Here is a 22379-nt window from a genome sequence, read left to right as displayed (position 1 = left end):
AGAAGTAAAACAGATAGTTCTTCTTGTTCCTATAATGGTTGCTTATGAAATTGCGGCAGCTGCGCTACTTCGTCACGGTCGCCCAGGAGGCGAGCTTCACTCGCGCGGCGGCTCGGCTGCACTTGGCCCAGCCCGGGCTCAGCGCGCAGATCCGGCAATTGGAGCGCGAACTCGGCCACCCGCTGCTGGACCGTGGCGGTCGCGCGGTCACCCTGACCGAGGTCGGCGCGGCCGTCCTCCCGCACGCACGGGCGGCGCTGGCCGCCACCGAGCGGATCACCCACACCGTGGACGAGTTCACCGGCTTGCTGCGCGGTCAGGTGCGGGTCGGGCTGATCTCCGGGGCGGCGGTCGAGGAATTCGACGTCGCCGCCGTGCTCGCCGATTTCCACCACGACCACCCGCAGATCGGCATCAGCCTGACCGAGGACACCTCCGAGCGGATGCTCGCCGCGCTCGGCCGCGGTGAGCTGGATATGGCCCTGATCGGGATGACCGGCGCGGAACTCGATCCGGCCATCGGCATCGAAGTGGTGCTGGAGACGGTGGTGGTGGCCGCGGTGGCAGCGGCGGATCCCGGCTACGGCGACGAGGTCGCGCTCACCGCGCTGCGGGATCGCCCGCTGATCTGCCTCACGCCGGGCACCGGCATTCGCGGCGTCTTCGAGCGAGCCTGCGCGGCGGCCGGGTTCGAGCCCGGCATCGCCTACGAGGCGGCGGCGCCCGCCCTGCTGCTGCGCCTCGCCGCACGCGGTCTCGGCGTCGCCGTCGTACCCGAACTCACCGCCGAGGAGGCCGCGGCTTTCGGGGTGCGGACCGTCCGCATCGTCGAGCCGGAACTGCGTGGGCGCCTGGCGCTGGCCTGGCGCACCGACCGTCCCGCGAGCCCGGCGGCCAAAGTCCTGCTCGGACAGCTGCGCATCGCCCTGCGCGCCGACGCGTGAGCCGGCTCAGAGCAGGCGCGAGAGGAACGCCTTGGTGCGCTCGTGCCGCGGATCGGCCAGCAGCTTTCGGGGCGCTCCCGCCTCCACGACCACGCCGCCGTCCATGAAGACCAGCTGATCGGCGACCTCCCGCGCGAAGCCCATCTCATGGGTCACCACGACCATTGTCATGCCCGAGCGGGCGAGTTCCCGCATGACCGTGAGGACCTCCCCGACCAGCTCCGGATCCAGCGCGGAGGTCGGCTCGTCGAACAGCATGAGCTTGGGGTCCATGGCCAGCGCACGGGCGATCGCCACGCGCTGCTGCTGACCGCCGGACAGCTGCGCAGGGTAGGCGTTCGCCTTGTCCGCCAGGCCGACCCGGTCCAGCAGTTCCCGCGCCCTGGTCACCGCGTCGGCCTTGCGCAGCTTCTTCACCTGGGTGGGCGCCTCGATGACGTTCTCCAGCGCGGTCCGGTGCGGGAACAGGTTGAAGTGCTGGAACACCATGCCGATCTCGCGGCGCTGCTTGGCCGCGTCGCGCGGGTGCATCTCGTAGAGCCTGCCGTTCTTCTCCCGGTAGCCCACGATCTCGCCGTCGACGTAGAGCCGGCCCGCGTTCACCTGTTCCAGGTGATTGATGCAGCGCAGGAAGGTGGACTTGCCCGAGCCGGACGGACCGATCAGGCACATCACCTCGCCGCGGCCCACTTCGAGGGAAACGCCCTTGAGTACCTGTAGCGCGCCGAAGTTCTTGCAGACCCGGTCCGCGACGATCATCGGAGCAGCGGTGGTCTTCTCGACATTCACGCTCATTTCGCCTTCTCCACCTGCTGAGCGTCGGCGAGTTCCTGCAGCTGCTTGCCGGTCAGCCTGCGGGAGACGCCGCGCGAGTAGTAGCGCTCCAAGTAGTACTGCCCGACCATGAGCACACTCGTGATGGCCAAGTACCAGGTGGCGGCGACCAGCAGCAGCGGGATGGGCTGGAAGTTCACGCCGTAGATGTCGCGCGCCCGGCCGAACAGATCGGTGCTCAGCGGGATGCCGGTGACCAGCGAGGTGGTCTTCAGCATGCCGATGAGCTCGTTGCCGGTCGGCGGGATGATCACGCGCATGGCCTGCGGCAGCACCGTGCGGCGCATGGTCTGGCTCCAGGACATGCCGAGCGCGAACGACGCCTCCCGCTGCCCCTCACCGACCGAATTGATTCCGGCCCGGACGATTTCGGCCATGTAGGCGGCTTCGTTGAGACCGAGGCCGAGCACCGCGAAGGCGAACGCGGCCTGCAGGTGCTGCACGTCGAACTCGAAGAACTGCGGCCCGAACGGAACGCCCAGGTGGATCTGCCGGTACAGCGAGGGGACCAACCCCCAGAACACCAACTGCACGAACACCGGGGTGCCGCGGAAGATCCAGAGATACACCCACGCCGTGCTCCGCAACACCGGATTCGGTGACAGCCGCATGACGGCGAGCGTCGTCCCGAGCGCGACCGCGATCGCCATCGCGCACACGGTCAGTTCCAGCGTCACGATGGCGCCCGCGGTGATCCGGGTGTCGAACAGGTATTTGCCGTAGGTATCCCAGCGATAGGCCGGGTTCGTCGCTGCGCCGTAGACGAACAGCGCCACCAAGACGAGGATGACCGCCGCCGCTATCCAGCGTCCCGGCCTGCGCAGCGGAACCGCTTTGATCGGCTCCGGCTCCCGCGCCTGATCCGCTCCGCCGGGCCCGGGATCGCCGGGCGCCGGCCGAGTGTCGTCGTCCGCCATCGATCAGCTCACAGCGCCGTTGACGACGGACTTGGTGATGGCGCCTTCCTGGACGCCCCAGTTCTTCGTGATCTCGAGGTACTTGCCGGTGTCGATCAGGTGCTGAACCGCTTTCTGCAGCACGGCGGCCAGCGGCGCGCCCTTGGGCACCGCCCAGCCGTAGGGCGCGGAGTCGAACACCGGGCCCGCGTTCTCGATCTTGCCGTCGCTCTGCTTGATCGCGTACGCCGTCACCGGGGAGTCGGCCGACATGGCGTCGACCTGGCCGAGCACCAGCGCGTTGGTCGCGGCGCTCTGCTCGTCGAACGGCTTGATGTCGATGGCGGGCTTGCCCTCGGCGACGCACTTGGCGCTCTTGGCGGGCACCTCCTCGGTGTGCTCCACCGTGGTGGCCTGCACGGCGACCTTCTTGCCGCAGGCGTTCTCCGGGTCGACCGGCTTGCCCTTCTGCTGGGCCCACTGGACGCCCGCGTTGAAGTAGGTGGTGAAGTCGACCTGCTGCTCGCGTTCCTTGGAGTCGGTGATCGACGACATGCCCACGTCGTAGGTACCGGCCTGGATCGAGGGGATGATCTTCTCGAAGGCCGACTCGACGTATTCGGCCTTGACGCCGAGCACGGAGGCCACGGCGTCCATCAGGTCCACGTCGAAGCCGACGATCCGGCCGCTCGCGTCCTTGTACTCGTTCGGCTGATAAGGGATGTTCACGCCGACAGCGAGCTTGCCGGACTGCTTGATCTTGTCGGGGAGTTGCGCGGCGATCTCGTCGACTTTGTCCACCTGCACCTTGGCCGCCGAGGGTCCGGTGTCCTCGGTGTTCGTAGTACAGCCCGTCAGCACCAACGCACCCGCGGCGAACGCACCCATGGTGGCTCGCAGGGCGCGCCTGCCGAGAAACGAACGATCAGACACAACAGCCCTCCACATTTCGGCTCCACGAAACCCGGGCGTCACCACCCGTTTGGCAATCTAAGCGAACAGGGCGCTCCGCGCTGGACAGTAATGCAACAGCAACACGACCGGGCGCGCCGTTCGATGCCGGTTCACCGGCGGGACACCCTACCCTCCCGGTCGCTGACCTGCGAACTCAGGACCGAGCGCGGGGCGTGCGGCGCTCCGGGCGAGCGAACGCCGACGGCTTACGGATGACCGGCTCCGACTACCGGCGGTGCACCCTGGCGCATACCTGCTCGGTGAACTCACTGGTGGAGGCGAGCCCCCCGAGGTCGGCGGTGGCGATGCCCGCCGCGAAGGTCGCGGCCACGGCCCGCTCGATGCGCTCACCCGCGCGCGCCAAGGTCACCTCGGCGTCCCGGGTCGCCAGCCAGCGCAACAGCATCGCCGACGACAACTGCAACGCCGCCGGGTTCGCCCGGTTGTGCCCGGCCAGCGACGGCGCAGCGCCGTGCACCGCCTGGGCCATCGCAGTGGTGGCCGAACAGTTCAGCGACGCCGCCAGCCCGAGCGATCCGCTCAATTCCCCGGCCAGGTCGGACAGGATGTCACCGAACAGGTTCTCGGTGACCAGTACGTCGTAGTCGGCGGCGGCTCGGACCAGGTGCGCGGCCGCCGCGTCGACGTGTTCGTCGTCCACCTCGATCCCCGGATACGCCCGGCCGACCTCGTGGCAGACGTCGCGGAACAGCCCCATCGTCAGCGGCAGGACATTGGCCTTGTGCACGATGGTCACCCGCTTGCGCCGTATCGCGGCCAGCCGGAACGCCTCGTGCGCGATCCGCTCGCAGGCCGCACGGGTCACCAGCCCCACCGACATCGCGACGTCCGGCGTCGGCCGGAACTCCCCCGACCCGGCGAACATGTTGCGATCGGCGTAGAACCCTTCGCTGTTCTCCCGGACGATCACCAGGTCGATATCCGGAGCCGCCGCGCGCACACCGGCGAAGGCCCGCGCGGGACGGATGTTGGCGTAGAGGCCGAAATGCTTGCGGATCAGGCCGCCGGGCGCGACGCGATGTTCGGCCGGATAGGACGCGTTGTCGTGCGGGCCGAGAATCCACGCGTCCACCCCGGCCAACTCCTCGAGCGTCTGCTCGGGCAGCGGGGTGCCGAACTCGGCGATGGCGCGGTGCCCCATGAGCAGCGGCACCCATTCGACCGGCGGGGCTCCCGCGGCGGCCAGCGCCTCGTCGACCACCTGCCCGGCCGCTCGCACCACCTCGGGGCCGATACCGTCGCCATCGATCAGGCCGAGCCGCAGCGCTCGGTTCCGGCGGGGTTGGTTCGCGTCGTTCACCGCAACATCCTCCCGCCGACGCGCCCGGCTGCCCGAAGCGGCCCGCGGACACGCCGATTGCGGTTACCTTCGGGGACCATGGTGCAGTCGGTCGAACTACTCCTCGACGAGGCCGCCGACACCGAGATCCGCAGGCAGTGGCAACTGCTCGCGGAAGCCGGTGTGCGGAGCCTCGCCGCGCGCACCGACGAGTCCAATCGTCCGCACATCACCGCCGCGGTGGCAGAGCAGATCTGGCCGCGCATCGAGCATGCGCTCGACGAGCAGATCTTCGCGCCGATCCCGGTACGGCTCGGTGGTGTGGTGGTCTTCGGTGCGCGCCGTTCCATCCTGGTGCGGCTGGTGGTTCCGACCGAGGCACTGCTCACCCTGCACCGCCGGATCTTCCACACGATCTCCCCGTGCCCCGGCGTGCCTGCCAACGTGCAACCGGACGCGTGGACCCCGCACATCACCCTGGCCAGGCGGGTGCCGCCGCACCAACTCGGCGAGGCGATCCACGCCGTCGCCAGGGACCGGGATTTTCCGGCGACCGTGCTGGGTATCCGTCGATGGGACGGGGATCAGCGGCGCGAGTGGCCGGTCGGCCGGATCCGCCGTGGAAGATAACCGGAGCAGCCCGCGTTGTAGCAGGCACACCGAAACGAGAGGACGTCATGGCCACCCAGACGCTGACCCAGCAGAACTTCGACGAGGTAGTCACCGGAAACGACGTGGTACTCGTCGATTTCTGGGCCGATTGGTGCGGTCCGTGCAAGAGTTTCGCACCGACTTTCGAGGCCTCTTCCGACAAGCACCCCGACGTGGTGCACGGAAAGGTCGACACCGAATCCGAGCAGGGCCTCGCGGCGGCCGCGAACATCCGCTCCATTCCGACGATCATGGCTTTCCGGGAGGGCGTGCTGGTGTTCGCGCAGCCCGGCGCGCTGCCGCCCGCGGCGCTCGAGGATCTGGTGAGCCAGGTCAAGGCGCTGGACATGGACGAGGTGCGCAAGCAGATCGCCGAGCAGCAGCAGGCCGCGGAGTAGCAGACCTACGGTGGACCACGCGGCACGACAGGCATTGCGCCGCAACGGTATTGATTCGGGCCCTGGTACGGACACGCGAAAGCCGCAGTCCGTATCAGGGCCCGCTCCACGTCCGGCGCCGGTCAGCGTCCCGACCGCGGGGCGACGTGCTGCCGCCCCGCGGTCGGGACGCCGGATCTCAGGACACGCCGAGCAGGTTGACGCCCGCGATCATGGCGCGGACCGTCGACTCGGCGCCGTCATCCGCGATCGCAGCGCCCCAGCCGCGCCTGCCGTTGCATTCGCACTGCACGAATGTGGCGGTGCCCTCCGCGGTGCGCCGCTGGTGGAATTGCAGGATCTCGACGGGATAGCCCTCCTCGTAGAGGGCCGAGGTCATCGCCGCGACGGGGCTGCCGGTGGCGATGACGGTCCGCAGATGGCCTGCGAACTCCAGCGTGGCGGTGAACTCCGCGGTCCTGGCACCCGCGGGCGACCATTCGCCGAGGCGGATCGGACCGCCGTGCGCGCTGTAGCGGCTGTGGAACTCCGCCGAAGTCAGCCCGGCCGCTTCGGCACGTAGGGCCTTGGGAGCGGCGGCGTGGAACAGGTCTGTATCAAGAGTCAGGATGGTCATTGAAAGTAGGTCTTCCCGAAGAATGTCGTGGCTCAGTTGACAGAGGGGACCAGCACTAACAAGTGGAAAAGCCCGCAGCGAGGGGGCCGGCCCGGATCAGACCCCGCTACGGCGGGCTACTACGAGAACTCGGGGACGCGGCGCCACCGTCGCGGTGAGCGGAAGTAGCTCGGCGCGAACCTCGGACGCGGAGGCGGTAGCCTGCGCAGCCACGGAGGGCCCGATGAGCGACGCCGAAAGCAGAGCGCTGTCGCGGTCTGCGACGGTGAGCGCTGCACTGCGGCGGTCGGCGGGATTCGGCACGGCATCGAGGATAGGGACATCGCGGCGCAATAGCAACCACATCCGATGCCCGATTTGTCTACTGACGAGTACCGTCCCTGCAGTTCAGGACGTTGCGGCGGGTCCGAGGGTAGCGTCGGTGACATGGGTCTCCTGATGGCCATGACCATTCCGGGTCTGGCGGTGCTGCTCATCCTCCTGGCCTTCGCCGAAGTGGCCTGGAACAGGCTCACCGGCAGCCGAGCACTGCCCTGGACTCGCAGGCGGTCCGGTCGCCCCGTGGCGGCCGCGGGCTTCGAGGAGGTCACGGCAGTCTTCCAGGGCGGCAAACACCACGAGTTCGAGCAGCGCCTGACGACGCTGATGCACCGGGAGGACCCCTCCGACGGCGCGCCGCCGCGCGACGAGGTGGACCTCACAGCGGGTTCTGCGCGCCTCGTGCCGCACCGGCTCCCGTGAAACACGCCACAACACAGTGAGATCCGGAGATTCTCACCCGGATCTCACTGCGGTAGTGGGGAACTCGCCTTACTGACGGCAAAGGACCTCGTTCAGTTTGCCGGTGGCCACGTCGAACACGAAACCGCGGATCGAGTCCTTGTGCGGCACGAACGGGCTGGCGACGATGCGCGCGATCGATTGGCGCACATCGGTTTCCAGGTCGGAGAACGACTCCGCCGACCAGTCCGGCTTGATACCGGTCTCCTCCTGGATGCTCGCCTTGAAGTCGTCGTCGGTGAAGGTGAGCATGCCGCAATCGGTGTGGTGGATCAGGATGATCTCCCTCGTCCCGAGCAGTCGCTGACTGATCGCCAGCGAGCGGATCTCGTCGGAGGTGATCACGCCCCCCGCGTTGCGGATGACGTGCGCCTCGCCCTCGGCCAGGCCGAGCGCGCCGTAGACGTTCAGCCGCGCGTCCATGCACGCGACCACGGCCACGCCCTTCGAGGGCGGTAGCGGCAGCGGGCCTCGGAAGGTGCTCGCGTAGCCCGCGTTGTTCTCCAGGTACTCATCGGTGACAGTCATGGGCCATCCCCTGCGCTCGGTATGCGTGAATCCCTCGGTACGACCAGCCCCACGGTAGGTGGCCGCGCGACACGGGACATCCGTCCCGTTCACCGTGATTCGTTTACTTGCACGCGGCGGCCCGATGGTAGCTCTCCGGATGCCGGATGCCGGGCCCCTGCGGTCGGGCCCGGCATGTCCTCCTGCGCTGCGCCGGTCAGTGCGCGGCGGAGTCCCAGCTGTGGCCGACGCCGACCGATACCTCCAACGGCACGGAAAGAGCGATGGCGGCGGACATCTGCTCGCGTGCCAGCGCCTCGAGCGTCTCTCGTTCCCCGTCGGCGACCTCGAACAGCAGTTCGTCGTGGATCTGCAACAGCATCCTGGAGCGCAGCCCCGCCTCGCGCATCGCCCGGTGCACGTTGATCATCGCCACCTTGATGATGTCGGCCGCGGTGCCCTGGATCGGGGCGTTGAGCGCCATCCGCTCGGCCGATTCCCGGCGCTGCCGGTTGCTGGAGTCCAGATCGGGCAGGTAGCGGCGGCGGCCGAACAGCGTCTCGGTGTAGCCGACCTTGCGCGCCTGCTCCACCACCTCGTAGAGGTAGTCACGGATGCGGCCGAAGCGGGCGAAGTAGACCTCCATCTGCTCCTTCGCCTCGGTGGTGCTGATCTTCAGCTGCGCGGACAGGCCGTAGGAACTCAACCCGTAGGCCAGGCCGTAGGACATCGCCTTGATCCGGCGGCGCAGTTCCGGGCTCACTTCGGAGATCGGGATGTCGAACGCTTTGGATGCCACGAAGGTGTGCAGGTCCTCACCGGAGTTGAACGCCTCGATCAGTCCCTCGTCCCCGGACAGGTGCGCCATGATCCGCATCTCGATCTGGCTGTAGTCGGCGGTCATCAGTGACTGGTAGCCGGAGCCGACCACGAAGGTGTCGCGGATCTGCCTGCCGGTGTCGGTGCGGATCGGGATGTTCTGCAGGTTCGGTTCCGTCGAGGACAGCCGCCCGGTGGCCGCGATCGTCTGGTTGAACGTGGTGTGGATGCGGCCGTCGTCGGCAACGCATTTGAGCAGGCCGTCGACGGTGACCTTGAGGCGGGTGGCGTCGCGGTGCGTGAGCAGATGCTCCAGGAACGGGTGCTGGGTCTTCTCGTACAGCGACTCCAGCGCGTCCGCGTCGGTGGTGTAGCCGGTCTTGGTGCGCTTGGTCTTGGGCATGTCCAGCTCGTCGAACAGCACCACCTGCAACTGCTTGGGCGAGCCGAGGTTGATCTGCTTGCCGATCACCTCGTAGGCCGCCTCGGCCGCCTCGGCCACCCGGTCGGCGAACTGCCGCTGCAGCGTCGCGAGCTGGTCGGTGTCCACCGCGATGCCCGCCTCTTCCAAGGTGGACAGCACACCCAGCAGCGGCAGTTCCATCTCCGCCAGCAGCGGGGTGGCCTCGATCTGGGCCAGTTCCCCGTCGAGCGCGTCGGCCAGGTCCGCGACGGCACGCGCGCGCAGCATCTGCGCCCGCGCCAGCTCGGCGTCGACGGCGTCCTCTTCGTCGAGCAGCGACAGCTGCGCGGTCTCGCCGGTCTCGGCGCGCAACTCCCGGTGCAGGTAGCGCAGCGACAGGTCGTCGAGGTTGAACGTGCGCTGGCCCGGGCGGACCAGATACGCCGCCAGCGCGGTGTCGCTGGCCAGCCCGCCGAGAGTCCAGCCGCGGCCGCGCAGCGCGTGTACGGCGGCCTTGGCCTCGTGCAGCGCCTTCGGCGTCGCCGGGTCGGCGAGCCAGGCACCCAGCGCGGCCTCGTCCTCGGGGGTGAGCACGGTGACGTCGATGTAACCGCTCTCGCCGTCGCCCGCCGCGATGGCCAGCGCGCGGACGTCACCACCGGCAGGGGAGCCCGTGCCGAGAATCGAGACACCGTGGCGCACACCGGCTTTCGCGTGCTCGCCGAGCCAGTCCGCGACCGCGCCGATCTCCAGCGCGCCGCCGCTGATCTCGAAGCCCGCCTCCGCCTCCGGCTCCGGCGGCGCCAGCGTCTCGAACAGCCGGTCGCGCAACACGCGGAATTCGAGGTCGTCGAACAACTGATGGATCTTCTCGCGGTCCCACGGCCCCTGCGCCAGCTGGTCGGGGGTGTACGGCAACGGCACGTCCCGCATCAGCTCGGTGAGCTGCCGGTTGAGCACCACACTGCTCAGGTTCGCCCGCAGCGCGTCACCGACCTTGCCCTTCACCTGATCGACCTTCTCGACCAAGGTGTTCAGGTCGCCGTACTCGCGGATCCACTTGGCGGCGGTCTTCTCCCCCACGCCCGGGATGCCGGGCAGGTTGTCGCTCGGGTCGCCGCGCAGCGCCGCGTAATCGGGGTACTGGTTGGGCGTGAGGCCGTATTTCGCCATCACCTCGTCCGGGGTGAACCGGGTCAGGTCGGAGACGCCCTTGCGCGGGTACAGCACCGTGACGTTCTCGTTCACCAACTGGATGGAGTCCCGGTCGCCGGTGACGATCAACACGCGGAAACCCGCGGCCGTCGCCTGCGTGGTGAGCGTGGCGATGAGGTCGTCGGCCTCGAAGCCCTCGATCGCCATCACCGGGATACCCAAGGCACCCAGCACGTCCTTGGTGAGTTCCACCTGGCCGCGGAACTCGTCCGGGGTGGCGCTGCGATTGGCCTTGTACTCCGGGTACGCCTCGGCGCGGAAGGTCTGGCGCGAGACGTCGAACGCCGCGGCGACGTGCGTGGGCTTCTCGTCGCGCAGCAGGTTGATCAGCATCGCGGTGAAGCCGTAGACCGCGTTCGTGGTCTGCCCGGTGACCGTCTTGAAGTTCTCCGCAGGTAGCGCGAAGAACGCGCGATAGGCGATCGAATGCCCGTCCAGCAACAGCAACGTCGGCCGGTCTCCCGAGCCGGGATCGCCGGAGCCGGACGCGGGGGCAGGACGCGGAGCGGTCGTGGGTGAACTCACGCCCCAGAGTCTAGGGACCGGCACCGACAAGGCGATACGCCGACACCCGGCTGAGCGGCGGCCGGCGGCGCGGCGATCCCACCTGCGGCCCGATCGGTACGTGGACCGCTCATTCACCCCTCGCCGTGCGGGTTGAAATGCGATGATAGAGACAGACTTCCATAAGGAGCCGCCATGAGATCGCCCGCCGAGTTTCCCCCGGTTTCCGCTCCGGCATCCGCGCTCGACCTGGCCCTGGAGCGATTGCACGCTCCGCGAGCCGAGGACTCCGCGGCTTACGCCCACAGTTCGAACGGACGCGCGGTCACCGCCGTCCGCGCTCCACGACAAGACCGGTAATCCGGATACATAGATGTCGGTGGACCTGCCGGGGCCGGGTTTCTCCTCGGCTCGGTCGCGGCCGACCGGAGGATTCCGTCCGTTACGTGAGTTCATTCTCAAGGTTCAGTCCCGGTGCAATCTGGACTGCGACTACTGCTACGTCTATCACTTGGCGGATCAGTCGTGGCGCAACCAACCGCGCGGTATGGCTCCGGAAATCGTCGCCGCCGTCGGCGACCGCATCGCCGAGCACGCCCGGACACACGATCTGGACAGTGTGACGGTCCGGCTACACGGTGGAGAACCTCTGCTCGCAGGCCCTGACTACCTTGTTCGGATCGTCGATGAGCTGCGCCACCGACTGGCGCCCACCCGTGTCGTAGCTTCGGTTCAGACCAACGGCGTTCGGCTGGACGCGGTGGCCGCCGACCGTCTGATCGCAGCCGATATCGGCATCGGGATCAGCCTGGACGGAGACCGGAAGGCCAACGACCTCCACCGGCGCTTCCGTAACGGCAGGTCCAGCTACGACACGGTTGTGGCGGCGATCGAGCTCATGCGCGAGCCGGGCCGGAGCGCGTATTTCAGCGGCGTCCTCTGCACCATCCAGCTCGCGGCCGATCCGCTCGACGTCTGGCGGGCTCTGCGGGACAGGAATCTGCCGGCGGTCGATTTTCTGCTCCCGCACGGCACGTGGGAGAACCCGCCCCCAGGTCTGGTTCCCGGCGACGGTCGTACTCCGTACGCCGACTGGCTGATACCCATCTTCGACGAGTGGTTCGACGCGGCCGAATGTCCCTGCGGAGTGCGTATGTTCGAGGATTTGGTGCATCTGGTGCTCGGTGGCACCGAAAGCTACGAGTCGTTCGGGCTGGATCCGGTGGCGCTCGTGGTCATCGAGACCGATGGTTCATACGAGCAGGTGGACAGCATGAAAGCCGTGCACGACGGCGCAGCGGCCACCGGCCTGCATGTCCTGCGGCACACACTCGACGACGTGCTGCGATTACCGTCCTTCGTAGCCAGGCAGCAGGGAATCGACGCGCTGTCGCCCACTTGTCGCTCCTGCGCACACCACCGGATCTGCGGTGGCGGCCTCTACCCCCATCGGTATCGGCCGGAGAACGGGTTCGGCAATCCGTCCGTCTATTGCGCCGATCTGTTCGCCTTGATCACTCATATAGAGCAGCGGGTTGCCGACGGCTTGGCGCGGCGCGGGACCTCACTCGCCGCAATCCGCGCCACCCGCAGGAGGTAGCAGCCCTAGCTCCCGTGCCCATCCTCCGAATCGACCCCCAGGTCGCGCAGGCGCGCGCGCACCTCGTCGGCGCGGGGTGAACCCGATTCCACGTAAACGGCCAGTGCTTGGAGCAGCGCGCTCTGCGCGCCGACCTGGTCGCCGAGCAACCGCCGGGTCTCCCCGAGGGCGTAGAGGGTTTCCGCCTCCCCGAAACGGTCGCCGCTCATCCTCCGTACCGCCAGCGCCTCTTCGTAAGTATCCGCGGCCTCCCCGTACCGGAGCATGGCCTGCAGGGTGGTACCCAGGTCGTGCAGTACGTTGCCCTCGGTGTGCGAGTCGATGCCATGACAGGCCGCGAGGGCATCCCGGTAGAGCAGTTCCGCCGCCGGGTAGTCACCATGATCGAAGCGCGCACCGGCGAGGACATCTCGCAGCACGATGGCTTCGTTGCGCCGATCGCCGATCGCGCGCCAGATCGCGAGGGCCTGTTCGCCCAGCTCGCTGGCATAGTCGGGGCGGTCTAGCCCGCGCGCGGCCTCCCCGAGGTTCCCCAGCGCCATGCCCTCGCCGATCCGGTCGCCGATCTGCCGGTTGATACGCAGCGACTGCTCGTACGCCGACCGCGCCTCTTCGATACGGCCGACCTCCACCAACGCGCCTCCCAAACTGGTCAGGCACCACTGCTCGGCGAAGGCGTCGCCCGCCTCCCGCGCCGCGGTCACGGCGAGTTCACTGGTCGCCAGCCAATCGTCGTGGTGACGCCGGATCTTGTAAAAAGTCACCGCGGCCAGCGCCAGCCGCCATGCGACGTCCGGCATACCGTCCGTACCGGCGGCCCGTATCGCCGCGATCAGGTTGGCTCTCTCGCTATCACACCACTTCAGCGCATTGTCGTAGTCGCCGAACTCGGTGGTCGGAGTGCCGGGGCCGGGCGGCTCGAGCGGCACATGCCGACGCAGCGGCGCCAGCAATCGGTCGGCGGCGTCCACGGTATGCGCGTACCAGTCGAGTTCCCGAGCCAGCGCAGCGTGACGCTCTCCGTCGGGCTCGTCTTCCGCGGCTCGCTCTGCCGCGTACTCTCGCAGCAGGTCCAGCAACCGGTAACGATTGCGGGACAGGCGCTCCAGCACACTGAATGCCACGAGGGAGTCCAGGGTTCGGCGGGCTCGATCCGCCGGAGCACCCAGCAGCGCCGCCGCGGCCGTGGTGCTGAATTCATCACCCGGATGCAAACCGAGAAGGCGGAATGCACGGCGGAGATCATGGGGCAGATTCCGGTAAGACCAGGAGAACACCATCCGTACCTCCGATGTCGGATCACCGTCCACACCGGCCAGTGCGTCCAGCCGGTTCCGTTCGTTCGACAGCTCGGCCGCGAGCTCACCCAAGGTCATGCCGGACACGGCGGCATGCTCCGCAGCGAGCTTCAGAGTCAGCGGCAGATGCCCGCACATCCGTGCGACCTGCGCCGCCGCGGCGCTGTCCTCCGAGCCGGTCGCGGTCCTGAGCAACGTCTCGGCGTGGGTCGGCATCAGTGGCCGTAACACCAGCCTGCTCGCATCGTCCCGTACCACCAGCCCGGACAACGGACTTCGTGACGTGATCACGGTCGCGCAGCAAGGTGGCGGCAGCAGCGGCCGCACTTGTTCCGGAGTCAAGGCATTGTCGATGACCACCAGCACGCGCCGCCCATCGAGCAGCGCGCGGTAGCGCTGCGCCAGCCGTTCCACGTCCAGCTCAGGGTCCCCCTGCGCGGTGTCGTCGAGGGTCCGCACGAAACGATCCAGGGCCTCGTAGGCCGTCGATGCCGGCATCGCGCTGTACCCGTGCAGATCCAGATACAGTTGCCCGTCCGGGAAGTCCGCGCGCAGCGCGTGCGCCACCCGGACCGCCAGCGTCGACTTGCCGACACCGGGCGGACCGCTGATGACGCCGATCGAGCGCGCGCACGTTCCGTCACCGCGCAGTAGTGCGGTCAGCCAGGCGCTGTCCTCGGCGCGATCGGTGAAACCCGAGGCGGCGGCCGGTAATTGACGTGGGCGAGGTCTCGAAGCCGGCGCCGCGACAGGGCCGCGCATCGCGTCGTCGAGCATCAGCTGGGCGATGGCTTGCGTCAGCGCCGCGTCCAGCTCGCCCGGGTCGGCGACGCGGGCGATCGTCAGCCCGGAAGCGAGCAGCCGAGCGTGGAACGCGAGCTGGCGGGCGTCGACCGGCCGGGGTGAATCGTCCGCGACCAAGAACACCAGTCTGCGTTTGCCCGCCGCTGTGGCGGTGTCGAACTCGAGTTCGGTGTAAGAGCGTGATGGGTCATCGAGCACCGGCGAGCCGTAGTTGCTCCCGATGATCCCCACGTACAGATCGGCGAGACCGACCAGCTCCGCGCACACCTCCGCAGGTGGCCTGCCATCGGCGGCGAAGTACTTCATGTCCACCGGCGCATGCCGGAACCTTTTCACCGCTTCCTCGGCCGAGGTGATCCAGGAACGTCCACTCGTCTCGGACCGGAGATCACGAGTGTGACTCAAGAACACCCGCCACGGCCGTCCGACCGCTGTCACCTGTCAACGGTAACCCGCGGCACGCGGTCATCGCCCGGAAAAGCTTCAGCGGACCGAAGCGGCCTGCGCTCCCGGGCATCGGGAGCACAGGCCGCGCTGGTGAAGACGCCTATCCCACGCCCAGATACGCCGATTTCACCGCGGGATCGGTGAGCAGTTCCGCACCGCGCCCGGTTTTGGTGACCTCACCGGTCTCCATGATGTAGGCGCGGTCGCTGCGGGCCAGCGCCTGCTGGGCGTTCTGCTCCACCAGCAGCACCGTGGTGCCCTGCTGGTTGATCTCGCTGATGATCCGGAAGATCTGCTGGATCACCATGGGCGCCAGGCCCATCGACGGTTCGTCGAGCAGCAGCAGCCGCGGCCGTGCCATCAGCGCGCGGGCGATGGCGAGCATCTGCTGTTCACCGCCGGAGAGCGTGCCACCCACCTGCTTGCGCCGCTCGAGCAGCCGGGGAAACAGTTCGAACACCCACTCCAGCGTCCGGTCGTACTCGGCCTTCTGCTTGAAAACCCTTCCATAGCAACCCATGTCGAGGTTCTCCTGCACCGTCATGCCGGGGAACACGCCCCGGCCCTCCGGCGCCTGGATCAGCCCGTGCGTCACCCGCTCGTGCGCCTTCATCCGGGTGATGTCGCGGCCCTCGAACATGATCCGGCCGCGGGTCAGCGGCAGCAGCCCGGACATCGCGCGCATCGACGTCGTCTTGCCCGCGCCGTTGGCGCCGAGCAGGGTGACCAGCTCGCCCTCGGCGACGGTCAGCGAGATCCCGTGCAGCGCCTGGATCCTGCCGTAGTTGACGACCATGTCCTCGACTTCGAGCAGCGGGGCTCCCCGACCGGCGCCCGCGGGCTCGCGCGTCGCCTCGGGCACCGGCTCGGTGACCGCCGTCTTGCCGACCGGCACCGCTGCGGGCTCCGGATCCGACGGCGACACGTCTTCGCCGTCTTCCGTTGCGGAAGACCCGGATTCGCTCACCTCGGTATCCGGCACGCCGAGGTACGCGGCGATCACAGCTGGGTTGTCCCGGATGTCCCCGGGCAGCCCGTCGGCGATCTTGCGGCCGAACTCGAGCACCACGATCCGGTCGGTCACGCCCATGACCAGCCGCATGTCGTGCTCGATCAGCAGCACGGTGAACCCGTCGTCGCGGATCTTGCGGATCAGATCCATGAGCGCGGACTTCTCACTCGGATTGAACCCGGCCGCGGGCTCGTCCAGGCACAGCAGTTTCGGCTCGGTGGCCAGCGCGCGGGCGATTTCCAGGCGACGCTGGTCGCCGTAGGACAGATTGCGCGCCTTCTCCACCGCGCGCGGGGCGATGCCGACGAACTCCAGCAGCGCCATGCCACGCTCGATGGCGTCGCGTTCCTCACGCCTATGCCGCGGCGTGCGGAACACCGCGCCGGGCACCGAGGTCCGGTGCCGTGCGTCGGTGCCGACCACGACGTTCTCCAAGGCGGTCATCTCGCCGAAGAGCCGCACGTTCTGGAAGGTGCGCGCGATGCCGAGGCGGGTGATCGCGTTGCGCTTGGTCTTGGTCAGGGGCTTGCCGTCGAAGTACACCAGCCCGGAGGCGGGCTGGTAGACACCGGTGATCGCGTTGAAGCAGGTGGTCTTGCCCGCGCCGTTGGGCCCGATGAGACCGAGGATCTCGCCGCGGCGGATCTCGAAACTCACCTGGTCCAGGGCGGTGAGACCACCGAACCGCACCGTCAGGCCCTCGGTGCGCAGCAGTGGCTCGCCCACCGCGGTCTCGATATCGCGATGCGGCGCGACGACTTCCGCGACGGTCTCGGCGTCGGCGAGGTCCGGGATCACCTGGGTGACGTCGACCGTGCCCGCCGACTCCGGCTGCGGTTCGGCCACGTAGCCCGCGGCCATGTCCTCGTTGTCGAACAGCGCGTCGCCCGCGCCCGGCCCGGTCATCGTCCCGCTCCGATCGGCTCGGCGGCGACCGGTCTGCGCACGGCCAGGTACACCTGCCTGCCGTAGGTGAGCAGCTTCTGCCGCACCGGGAACAGACCCTGCGGACGCAAGATCATCATCACCACCAACGCGATACCGAAGTACAGATATTTGAGGTCGCCCAGTGACTGCGCGCCGCCCTTGCGGAACAGCAGCACGCTGCCGAGCAACAGCAGCGCCAGCACGCCGGTCACCACCATGCCGGTGATCACGCCGCGCCGTGGCCAGACGCTCAGCCTGCCGGCCCACAACCGCCAGGCGACGATCAGCGCGACGAACACCGCGACATCGATCGCCAGCAGGACATACCCGGTCGACTCGTTGCTGACCAGGTTCACCGACTGCAGCCGCGCGGGCAGGTAGGCGATGACGAACGCGCCGAAGATCACTCCGAGTTTGTTGCCCTGCCCGCCGATGACCACCGCGCACAAGAACAGCATCGAGTTGATGATGTTGAAACCGGTCGGGTTGATGAACTGCACCTGCCCGGCGTAGATCGCGCCGGACATGCCGCCCACCGCGGCGCCGATCATGAAGGCCCACAGCTTGAACTTGAACGTGGGCACGCCCATGATCTCGGCGGCGTCCTCGTCCTCGCGGATGGCCACCCAGGCGCGGCCGACCCGGCTGCGCTCGAGGTTGCCGACCACCAGCAGCACCACGACCACCAGCGCCATGCCGAACCAATACCAGTAGGTGCCGTAGCTGGCGCGGTCGAGGAGGTTGACGCTGTCGGGGTCGCCGCTGTTGCCGCCGGAGAACACGCCCTCCGGTTTGCTCGCGGATTCGCCCACGTGCGGGTAGGCCACACCCGACAGGCCGAGGCTGCCGTTGGTGATCTCGGTGAGGTTCTCGGCGAGCAGGCGCACGATCTCACCGAAGCCGAGGGTCACGATCGCCAGATAGTCGCCGCGCAGCCGCAGCGTCGGCGAACCGAGGATCAGGCCGGATACCGCGGTCACCGCCACCGCGATCGGCAGGCAGGCCAGCCATGCCCATTTCGGATCGAGCCAGCCGCCGTCGGTCTGGTTCCACGGGCTGTTGGGGCTGGTGAGCAGGCCGACGGTGTAGGCGCCGACGGCGTAGAAACCGACGTAGCCCAGGTCGAGCAGACCCGCCTGCCCGACCACCACATTGAGGCCGATGGCCAGCAGCGCGTACATCGCGACCTGCGCCATCACCAGGCCGAAGTTGTAGGAGGGGGTGTTCAGCAGCGGCGGCGGGAACAGCGGCAGCAGCGCGAGCAGCAGAAGGATCGGGACGCCGACGCCCCACTGCGAGGGCCTGCTCAGGCCGTCCCACCAGGTGCGGATCGCATCGCCGAGGCCGCGGCGCGCGGTGTCCGGCGCGGACGCCGTCTTGGTCGTGTCGGTCATGCGCGCGCCCTTCCGAGACTCTCGCCGAGGATGCCGGTCGGGCGAACCATCAGTACCAGGACCAGCACCACGAACGCGACCACATCGCGCCACTCGGTGCCGAAGAGGATCTGGCCGTATTGCTCCACCACACCGAGCAGCAGGCCGCCGAGCAGCGCACCGCGCAGATTGCCGATACCGCCGAGCACCGCGGCGCTGAACGCCTTGATGCCGAGGACGAACCCGCCGGAGTAGATGATCCCGTTCGGGATCTTCAGCGTGAACAGCATCGCCGCCGCGCCCGCGAGCACGCCGCCGATGAGGAAGGTCAGCATGATCACCCGTTCGCGCGAGACGCCCATCAGCGTCGCGGTGTCCGGGTCCTGAGCCACGGCCCGGATGCCGCGGCCGAACTTCGTCCGGTTGATCAGCACCTCGGTGGCGATCGCCAGCACCACCGCCGCCGCGACGATCAGCAACATGATGTTGGTGACGTCCGCACCGCCGAAACTGAACTGAATGGTCGGCTCGACCAGCCGGATCGGCTGCTGAGCGTTGGTGCCACCGAGGTCGGGGCGCAACTTCGGCAATACGAAGTGCACCAGCTCCTGCAGCACGAACGACATGCCGATCGCCGTGATCAGGAAGGCCAGCGGCTTCGCGCCCCGTTTGCGCAGGGGCCGGTAGGCCACCCGCTCCAATCCGACGGCCGCGCCGCCGGATACCAGCATGCCCACGATCATCGCCAAGCCCAGATAGACGACGGTGAGCACCACACCCTGGGTGTAAACGTCCGGACTCGCGACGAATCCGAAGATCATCAACCCGATCAATTGCCCGAACAACCCGAGCATGAAAATTTCCGAATGGGCGAAATTGATCAGCCGCAATACGCCGTAGACCAAGGTGTAGCCCACGGCGACCAACGCATAGATGGCGCCGTATGTCACGCCGTCGACGGTCAGTCGCCAGAAACTGTCGACCAACCCCTCGTAGTTGAAGTCGATCGAACCGGCAGCGAGTTGAATCCCACCGGCCGATAGCGTTTGTTTCATTGATTTCTGCCCCTCATCCTTTCGCCCACCGAACAACGGCACGTACGGGGAGTCGGATGAACCCCCGTACGTGCCGTTCGCCCGGGATCCGGGACTACTTGACCTCGTACACCCAGATCAGCGCGTTCGTCAGCTCGCCGTTCGGGTTCCACTTGTACTGACGCGCGAGGCCGGCACCGTCGTACGTCCGTACAAAGTCGAGCAGATCCGGGCGGGTGACCTTACCGCCGTCGATACCCTTGGCCAGGATCGTGGTCAGGTCGTACGCCTCGACGGAGTAGACACCGGGCGCCTGGCCGTTGAGCGCCTCGTAGTCCGCGGCGAACTTCTCCGGGGCGGGACCGCACGGGCACGACAGCTTCGCGCCCTTGGCTGCGCTGCCCGCCTGGGCGACGAACTGCGGGTCGTTGGTGCCGTCGGCGGAGACGAAGACCGCCTTCACCCCACCGGACTTCAACTGCTGGGCCAGCGGCGCGCCCTCGGAGTAGTAGCCGGAGTAGAAGATGGCGTCGGGATTCGCGGCCGCGACCTTGGTGACCGTCGCGGAGAAGTCCTTGTCACCCTTCTTGATGCTGGCGGCGCACGCCGGGTCGGCGGCGGGGCCGAGGCCCTCGGTGATCGACTTCGCCAGGCCGGTGCCGTAGTCGGTGTTGTCCTGGATAACGCAGACCTTCTTGTAGCCCGCGCCGTTGACCAGGTACTTCGCCACCGAGGGACCCTGCACGTCGTCGTTGGCGAGACCACGGAAGAAGGTGGTCCAACCGTTCTGGGTCAGCGTGGCGTTGGTCGCTGACGAGGTGACCGACACCAGGCCCGCATCGCTGAGGATCTTGCCGGTCGCCTTCGTCTCGCCGGAGAAGGCGGGACCGACCAGCCCGATGATCGAGCGGTCGTTGACGATCTGCGGGATCACCTGGGTGGCCTTCTGCGGGTCACCCTCGGTGTCGAACTGCTTCAGCTCGATCTTGCAGCCCGGGTTGGCCTTGTTGTGCTTGTCCAGGGCGAGCTTGACACCGTTGACGATGTTGATGCCGAGCGCGGCGTCGGGGCCGGTCAGCGCACCCGCCATCGCGATGGCCGTACCAGGCGCGCAGGTCGCCTTGCCGTCGCCCGCGGGATCGGCCGCCGCGGCCGCGTCCGCCTTCGGCACTTCCTTGCCCTGCTGGTCGACCTGGAGAAGCGGCTGGATGGACAGGCCGCCCGCGCCGTTGGTGCCCGAGGAATCCGAACCGCTGCTGGTGGATTTGTCGCTACAACCGGTCAGCACCAGCGCGGCGGCGGCGCCGACGGCCAGAACAGCTCGCGTCGAGCGACTGCGCCATGTCGAACTAAGCACGTTTCACCTCATCTAAGTTCTGTGCTCCCCCGGGGTCGCCGAGGAGGCCGAGACATCAGCCCGGTCAGAACATAGCGTCGGTACGTTAGTTCCGCATCACATTCGGATCATGCGCGCGACATCGTTTCGAATTCTTCTTCACCGCGACGTTTCGACTACGTAAATTCTCCCGCCGCGCGCACGGTCACTTCGGCGTCAGGTTCTCCAAGACGACCTCCGCGACCGCCTTCATCGTGGTGCGGCGGTCCATTGCGGTGCGCTGAATCCACTTGAACGCCTGCGGCTCCGAAAGGCCCTGCGTCTGCATCAGAACACCCTTGGCACGCTCGACCAGCTTGCGCGTCTCCAGCCGCTCGGCGAGATTCGCGACCTCGCTCTCCAGCGCGGTGATCTCGTGGAAGCGGCTGGCCGCCAATTCGATGGCCGGCACCAGATCCGATTTCGTGAACGGCTTCACCAGGTAGGCCATCGCGCCGGCGTCACGCGCCCGCTCCACCAGATCGCGCTGACTGAACGCGGTCAGGATGACCACCGGGGCAACGCGTTTCGACGCGATCTCGGCCGCCGCGTCGATGCCGTCGCGGCGCGGCATCTTCACATCCATGATGACCAGGTCCGGCCGGTGTTCCACCGCGAGATCCACCGCCTGCTGGCCGTCACCCGCCTCGCCGACCACCTGATAGCCCTCTTCGGTCAGCATCTCGACCAGATCCATGCGAATGAGCGCCTCGTCTTCGGCGACGACGACCCGCTTCGCCCCGGCGTCCCGCTTGGTGCCGGTGCCCCCAGCTGCTGTGCTCATAGGTAGACCCCTCTGGTTCCGATGCCCTGTCCCGACCCAACCGAAAGAAAGCCGCGCTCGCACCGGGCGACCATCGGCCATCCATCGGGCTGTCGAGTGATGTAAAGAGTACCTTTCACTTCGACATAGAACGCATATACCCTGCGCAAACCGTGCCCTCGCGCCGCGGAGGCCAACCCATTCGCGCTCACGCCACCCGACCCGCTATAGTTGCCACCCGGTGCGCCGAGTTGGCGGAACTGGCAGACGCGACGGTCTCAAAAACCGTTGTCCGAAAGGACGTGTGGGTTCGAGTCCCACACTCGGCACCAAGGTGGAACGCAGACGCCGCGCCGCGCTCGCGCAGGGCGATCGCCCACCCATCCCGGCACCGGCGCCAGTGGCCGGAACCCACCCGGCGGCAGCGCATGGCGTCCGCGAGCGCCGGCTCGCACGTTCCCGGCGCATCGACGGCAGACCGATTCCTCGCTCCGAGAAAATGGGAGCCGTTCCGGCACGCTGGAGCGCCCGCGTGACCTTTTGCGGAACACAACTCGGCAACACACGGTTGCCCTTCCGCACGCTTCGAGACTTCAGCGGGCGACATCCACGGTGCTAGAATTTGCTAAAAGTTTGCGGCCAAGTCATCGTCGACTCACCCCACGCGGGAGAGGAATCGCCGGATGGATGGGACGGAAGTAACAGTCGCAATTCTGGCAGGTCCCATAACGGCCGGCCTGGTAGCGGCGATAGGCATATCGGAGCAGCGCCGGGCGGCTCGCGACCTGGAGGCACGCCGGAACAAGTTGGTCAGCTCGGCTCACGACCAGCTTGCCGCGGTACAAATATGGGAATCGATCAAGGGTGCCAACGGCAGCGATTCCCCTGAATTCTCGAAAAAAGCGGAGTCGATAATATCCACTGC

Annotated in this window: 19 protein-coding genes, 1 tRNA gene and 1 pseudogene; 7 read left to right on the top strand and 14 right to left on the bottom strand. The window is 67.7% G+C overall.

What is annotated here, in order from left to right:
• The first annotated feature begins 44 nt into the window (after positions 1–44).
• Positions 45–944: a LysR family transcriptional regulator gene (locus tag ACZ6DL_RS30380; protein ID WP_466056229.1), complete on the top strand. Its 900-nt coding sequence runs from the start codon at positions 45–47 to the stop codon at positions 942–944.
• 6 nt (positions 945–950) lie between these two features.
• Here ACZ6DL_RS30380 and ACZ6DL_RS30375 read toward each other — a convergent pair whose 3' ends face one another.
• From ACZ6DL_RS30375 to ACZ6DL_RS30360, 4 genes are all read right to left on the bottom strand, one after another.
• Positions 951–1703, bottom strand: a complete 753-nt coding sequence (locus ACZ6DL_RS30375; protein ID WP_466056352.1) for an amino acid ABC transporter ATP-binding protein — start codon at positions 1701–1703, stop codon at positions 951–953.
• A 32-nt stretch (positions 1704–1735) separates the two neighbouring features.
• Positions 1736–2695 carry an amino acid ABC transporter permease gene (locus tag ACZ6DL_RS30370; protein ID WP_040866051.1) on the bottom strand — a complete coding sequence of 320 codons (960 nt, stop codon included), beginning with the start codon at positions 2693–2695 and terminating at the stop codon, positions 1736–1738.
• A gap of 3 nt (positions 2696–2698) precedes the next feature.
• A complete protein-coding gene (locus tag ACZ6DL_RS30365; RefSeq protein WP_466056350.1) occupies positions 2699–3562 on the bottom strand; it encodes an ABC transporter substrate-binding protein in 864 nt (287 codons plus the stop codon).
• Between the two features lie 292 nt (positions 3563–3854).
• On the bottom strand, positions 3855–4949 hold the full coding sequence (locus ACZ6DL_RS30360) for an isocitrate/isopropylmalate dehydrogenase family protein (protein ID WP_466056228.1): 1095 nt from the start codon (positions 4947–4949) through the stop codon (positions 3855–3857).
• 78 nt (positions 4950–5027) lie between these two features.
• Between ACZ6DL_RS30360 and ACZ6DL_RS30355 the strand changes: the two genes are divergently transcribed.
• Together ACZ6DL_RS30355 and trxA are read left to right on the top strand one after the other, a co-directional pair.
• Entirely contained in the window at positions 5028–5558 is a 531-nt protein-coding gene (locus tag ACZ6DL_RS30355; RefSeq protein ID WP_466056226.1) for a 2'-5' RNA ligase family protein, read from the top strand.
• Between the two features lie 47 nt (positions 5559–5605).
• Positions 5606–5977, top strand: a complete 372-nt coding sequence (trxA, locus tag ACZ6DL_RS30350; protein WP_357041719.1) for a thioredoxin — start codon at positions 5606–5608, stop codon at positions 5975–5977.
• Between the two features lie 178 nt (positions 5978–6155).
• Here trxA and ACZ6DL_RS30345 read toward each other — a convergent pair whose 3' ends face one another.
• Positions 6156–6593: a 2-keto-3-deoxygluconate kinase gene (locus tag ACZ6DL_RS30345; protein WP_466056225.1), complete on the bottom strand. Its 438-nt coding sequence runs from the start codon at positions 6591–6593 to the stop codon at positions 6156–6158.
• A gap of 426 nt (positions 6594–7019) precedes the next feature.
• Here ACZ6DL_RS30345 and ACZ6DL_RS30340 point away from each other — a divergent pair, with 426 nt between their 5' ends.
• On the top strand, positions 7020–7334 hold the full coding sequence (locus tag ACZ6DL_RS30340) for a DUF6191 domain-containing protein (protein ID WP_466056223.1): 315 nt from the start codon (positions 7020–7022) through the stop codon (positions 7332–7334).
• Between the two features lie 69 nt (positions 7335–7403).
• Here ACZ6DL_RS30340 and ACZ6DL_RS30335 read toward each other — a convergent pair whose 3' ends face one another.
• On the bottom strand, positions 7404–7901 hold the full coding sequence (locus ACZ6DL_RS30335) for a beta-class carbonic anhydrase (RefSeq protein ID WP_466056221.1): 498 nt from the start codon (positions 7899–7901) through the stop codon (positions 7404–7406).
• Positions 7902–8097: 196 nt separating this feature from the next.
• Positions 8098–10842, bottom strand: coding sequence for a DNA polymerase I (gene polA, locus ACZ6DL_RS30330; protein WP_466056220.1), 2745 nt, complete (start codon positions 10840–10842; stop codon positions 8098–8100).
• A gap of 174 nt (positions 10843–11016) precedes the next feature.
• Here polA and ACZ6DL_RS30325 point away from each other — a divergent pair, with 174 nt between their 5' ends.
• Both ACZ6DL_RS30325 and ACZ6DL_RS30320 read left to right on the top strand, forming a co-directional pair.
• Positions 11017–11181, top strand: coding sequence for a hypothetical protein (locus tag ACZ6DL_RS30325; protein WP_466056219.1), 165 nt, complete (start codon positions 11017–11019; stop codon positions 11179–11181).
• Between the two features lie 13 nt (positions 11182–11194).
• On the top strand, positions 11195–12421 hold the full coding sequence (locus ACZ6DL_RS30320; protein WP_466056217.1) for an FxsB family cyclophane-forming radical SAM/SPASM peptide maturase: 1227 nt from the start codon (positions 11195–11197) through the stop codon (positions 12419–12421).
• A 5-nt stretch (positions 12422–12426) separates the two neighbouring features.
• Here ACZ6DL_RS30320 and ACZ6DL_RS30315 read toward each other — a convergent pair whose 3' ends face one another.
• From ACZ6DL_RS30315 to ACZ6DL_RS30285, 7 genes and pseudogenes are all read right to left on the bottom strand, one after another.
• On the bottom strand, positions 12427–14961 hold the full coding sequence (locus tag ACZ6DL_RS30315; RefSeq protein WP_466056215.1) for a tetratricopeptide repeat protein: 2535 nt from the start codon (positions 14959–14961) through the stop codon (positions 12427–12429).
• Positions 14962–15070: 109 nt separating this feature from the next.
• Entirely contained in the window at positions 15071–15766 is a 696-nt protein-coding gene (locus ACZ6DL_RS30310; protein WP_466056348.1) for an ABC transporter ATP-binding protein, read from the bottom strand.
• Between the two features lie 165 nt (positions 15767–15931).
• Positions 15932–16888: pseudogene (locus ACZ6DL_RS30305) on the bottom strand (ABC transporter ATP-binding protein); the annotation flags it as partial.
• Positions 16885–18303, bottom strand: coding sequence for a branched-chain amino acid ABC transporter permease (locus tag ACZ6DL_RS30300; protein ID WP_466056214.1), 1419 nt, complete (start codon positions 18301–18303; stop codon positions 16885–16887). The pseudogene ACZ6DL_RS30305 and the gene ACZ6DL_RS30300, both read right to left, overlap by 4 nt.
• Positions 18300–19337, bottom strand: a complete 1038-nt coding sequence (locus ACZ6DL_RS30295; RefSeq protein ID WP_063050519.1) for a branched-chain amino acid ABC transporter permease — start codon at positions 19335–19337, stop codon at positions 18300–18302. The genes ACZ6DL_RS30300 and ACZ6DL_RS30295 overlap by 4 nt, the downstream gene beginning before the upstream one ends.
• Before the next feature lie 94 nt (positions 19338–19431).
• Positions 19432–20673: a branched-chain amino acid ABC transporter substrate-binding protein gene (locus ACZ6DL_RS30290; RefSeq protein ID WP_466056211.1), complete on the bottom strand. Its 1242-nt coding sequence runs from the start codon at positions 20671–20673 to the stop codon at positions 19432–19434.
• 184 nt (positions 20674–20857) lie between these two features.
• A complete protein-coding gene (locus ACZ6DL_RS30285; RefSeq protein ID WP_040866041.1) occupies positions 20858–21475 on the bottom strand; it encodes an ANTAR domain-containing response regulator in 618 nt (205 codons plus the stop codon).
• Between the two features lie 224 nt (positions 21476–21699).
• Between ACZ6DL_RS30285 and ACZ6DL_RS30280 the strand changes: the two genes are divergently transcribed.
• Positions 21700–21786, top strand: a tRNA-Leu gene (locus ACZ6DL_RS30280).
• Positions 21787–22379 lie beyond the last annotated feature (593 nt).

This window comes from Nocardia sp. NPDC041819 (assembly GCF_055590505.1).
Note: the sequence above shows the minus strand (reverse complement) of the source record. Positions and strands in the feature narration are given on the sequence as shown.

What these genes read in the sequence shown, in the direction of transcription:
- ACZ6DL_RS30380 (WP_466056229.1), top strand. Translation starts at nt 45, where the DNA reads ATGAAATTGCGGCAGCTGCGCTACTTCGTCACGGTCGCCCAGGAGGCG.
- ACZ6DL_RS30375 (WP_466056352.1), bottom strand. Translation starts at nt 1,703, where the DNA reads ATGATCGTCGCGGACCGGGTCTGCAAGAACTTCGGCGCGCTACAGGTA.
- ACZ6DL_RS30370 (WP_040866051.1), bottom strand. Translation starts at nt 2,695, where the DNA reads ATGGCGGACGACGACACTCGGCCGGCGCCCGGCGATCCCGGGCCCGGC.
- ACZ6DL_RS30365 (WP_466056350.1), bottom strand. Translation starts at nt 3,562, where the DNA reads ATGGGTGCGTTCGCCGCGGGTGCGTTGGTGCTGACGGGCTGTACTACG.
- ACZ6DL_RS30355 (WP_466056226.1), top strand. Translation starts at nt 5,028, where the DNA reads ATGGTGCAGTCGGTCGAACTACTCCTCGACGAGGCCGCCGACACCGAG.
- trxA (WP_357041719.1), top strand. Translation starts at nt 5,606, where the DNA reads ATGGCCACCCAGACGCTGACCCAGCAGAACTTCGACGAGGTAGTCACC.
- ACZ6DL_RS30345 (WP_466056225.1), bottom strand. Translation starts at nt 6,593, where the DNA reads ATGACCATCCTGACTCTTGATACAGACCTGTTCCACGCCGCCGCTCCC.
- ACZ6DL_RS30340 (WP_466056223.1), top strand. Translation starts at nt 7,020, where the DNA reads ATGGGTCTCCTGATGGCCATGACCATTCCGGGTCTGGCGGTGCTGCTC.
- ACZ6DL_RS30335 (WP_466056221.1), bottom strand. Translation starts at nt 7,901, where the DNA reads ATGACTGTCACCGATGAGTACCTGGAGAACAACGCGGGCTACGCGAGC.
- ACZ6DL_RS30325 (WP_466056219.1), top strand. Translation starts at nt 11,017, where the DNA reads ATGAGATCGCCCGCCGAGTTTCCCCCGGTTTCCGCTCCGGCATCCGCG.
- ACZ6DL_RS30320 (WP_466056217.1), top strand. Translation starts at nt 11,195, where the DNA reads ATGTCGGTGGACCTGCCGGGGCCGGGTTTCTCCTCGGCTCGGTCGCGG.
- ACZ6DL_RS30310 (WP_466056348.1), bottom strand. Translation starts at nt 15,766, where the DNA reads ATGGTCGTCAACTACGGCAGGATCCAGGCGCTGCACGGGATCTCGCTG.
- ACZ6DL_RS30300 (WP_466056214.1), bottom strand. Translation starts at nt 18,303, where the DNA reads ATGACCGACACGACCAAGACGGCGTCCGCGCCGGACACCGCGCGCCGC.
- ACZ6DL_RS30295 (WP_063050519.1), bottom strand. Translation starts at nt 19,337, where the DNA reads ATGAAACAAACGCTATCGGCCGGTGGGATTCAACTCGCTGCCGGTTCG.
- ACZ6DL_RS30285 (WP_040866041.1), bottom strand. Translation starts at nt 21,475, where the DNA reads ATGAGCACAGCAGCTGGGGGCACCGGCACCAAGCGGGACGCCGGGGCG.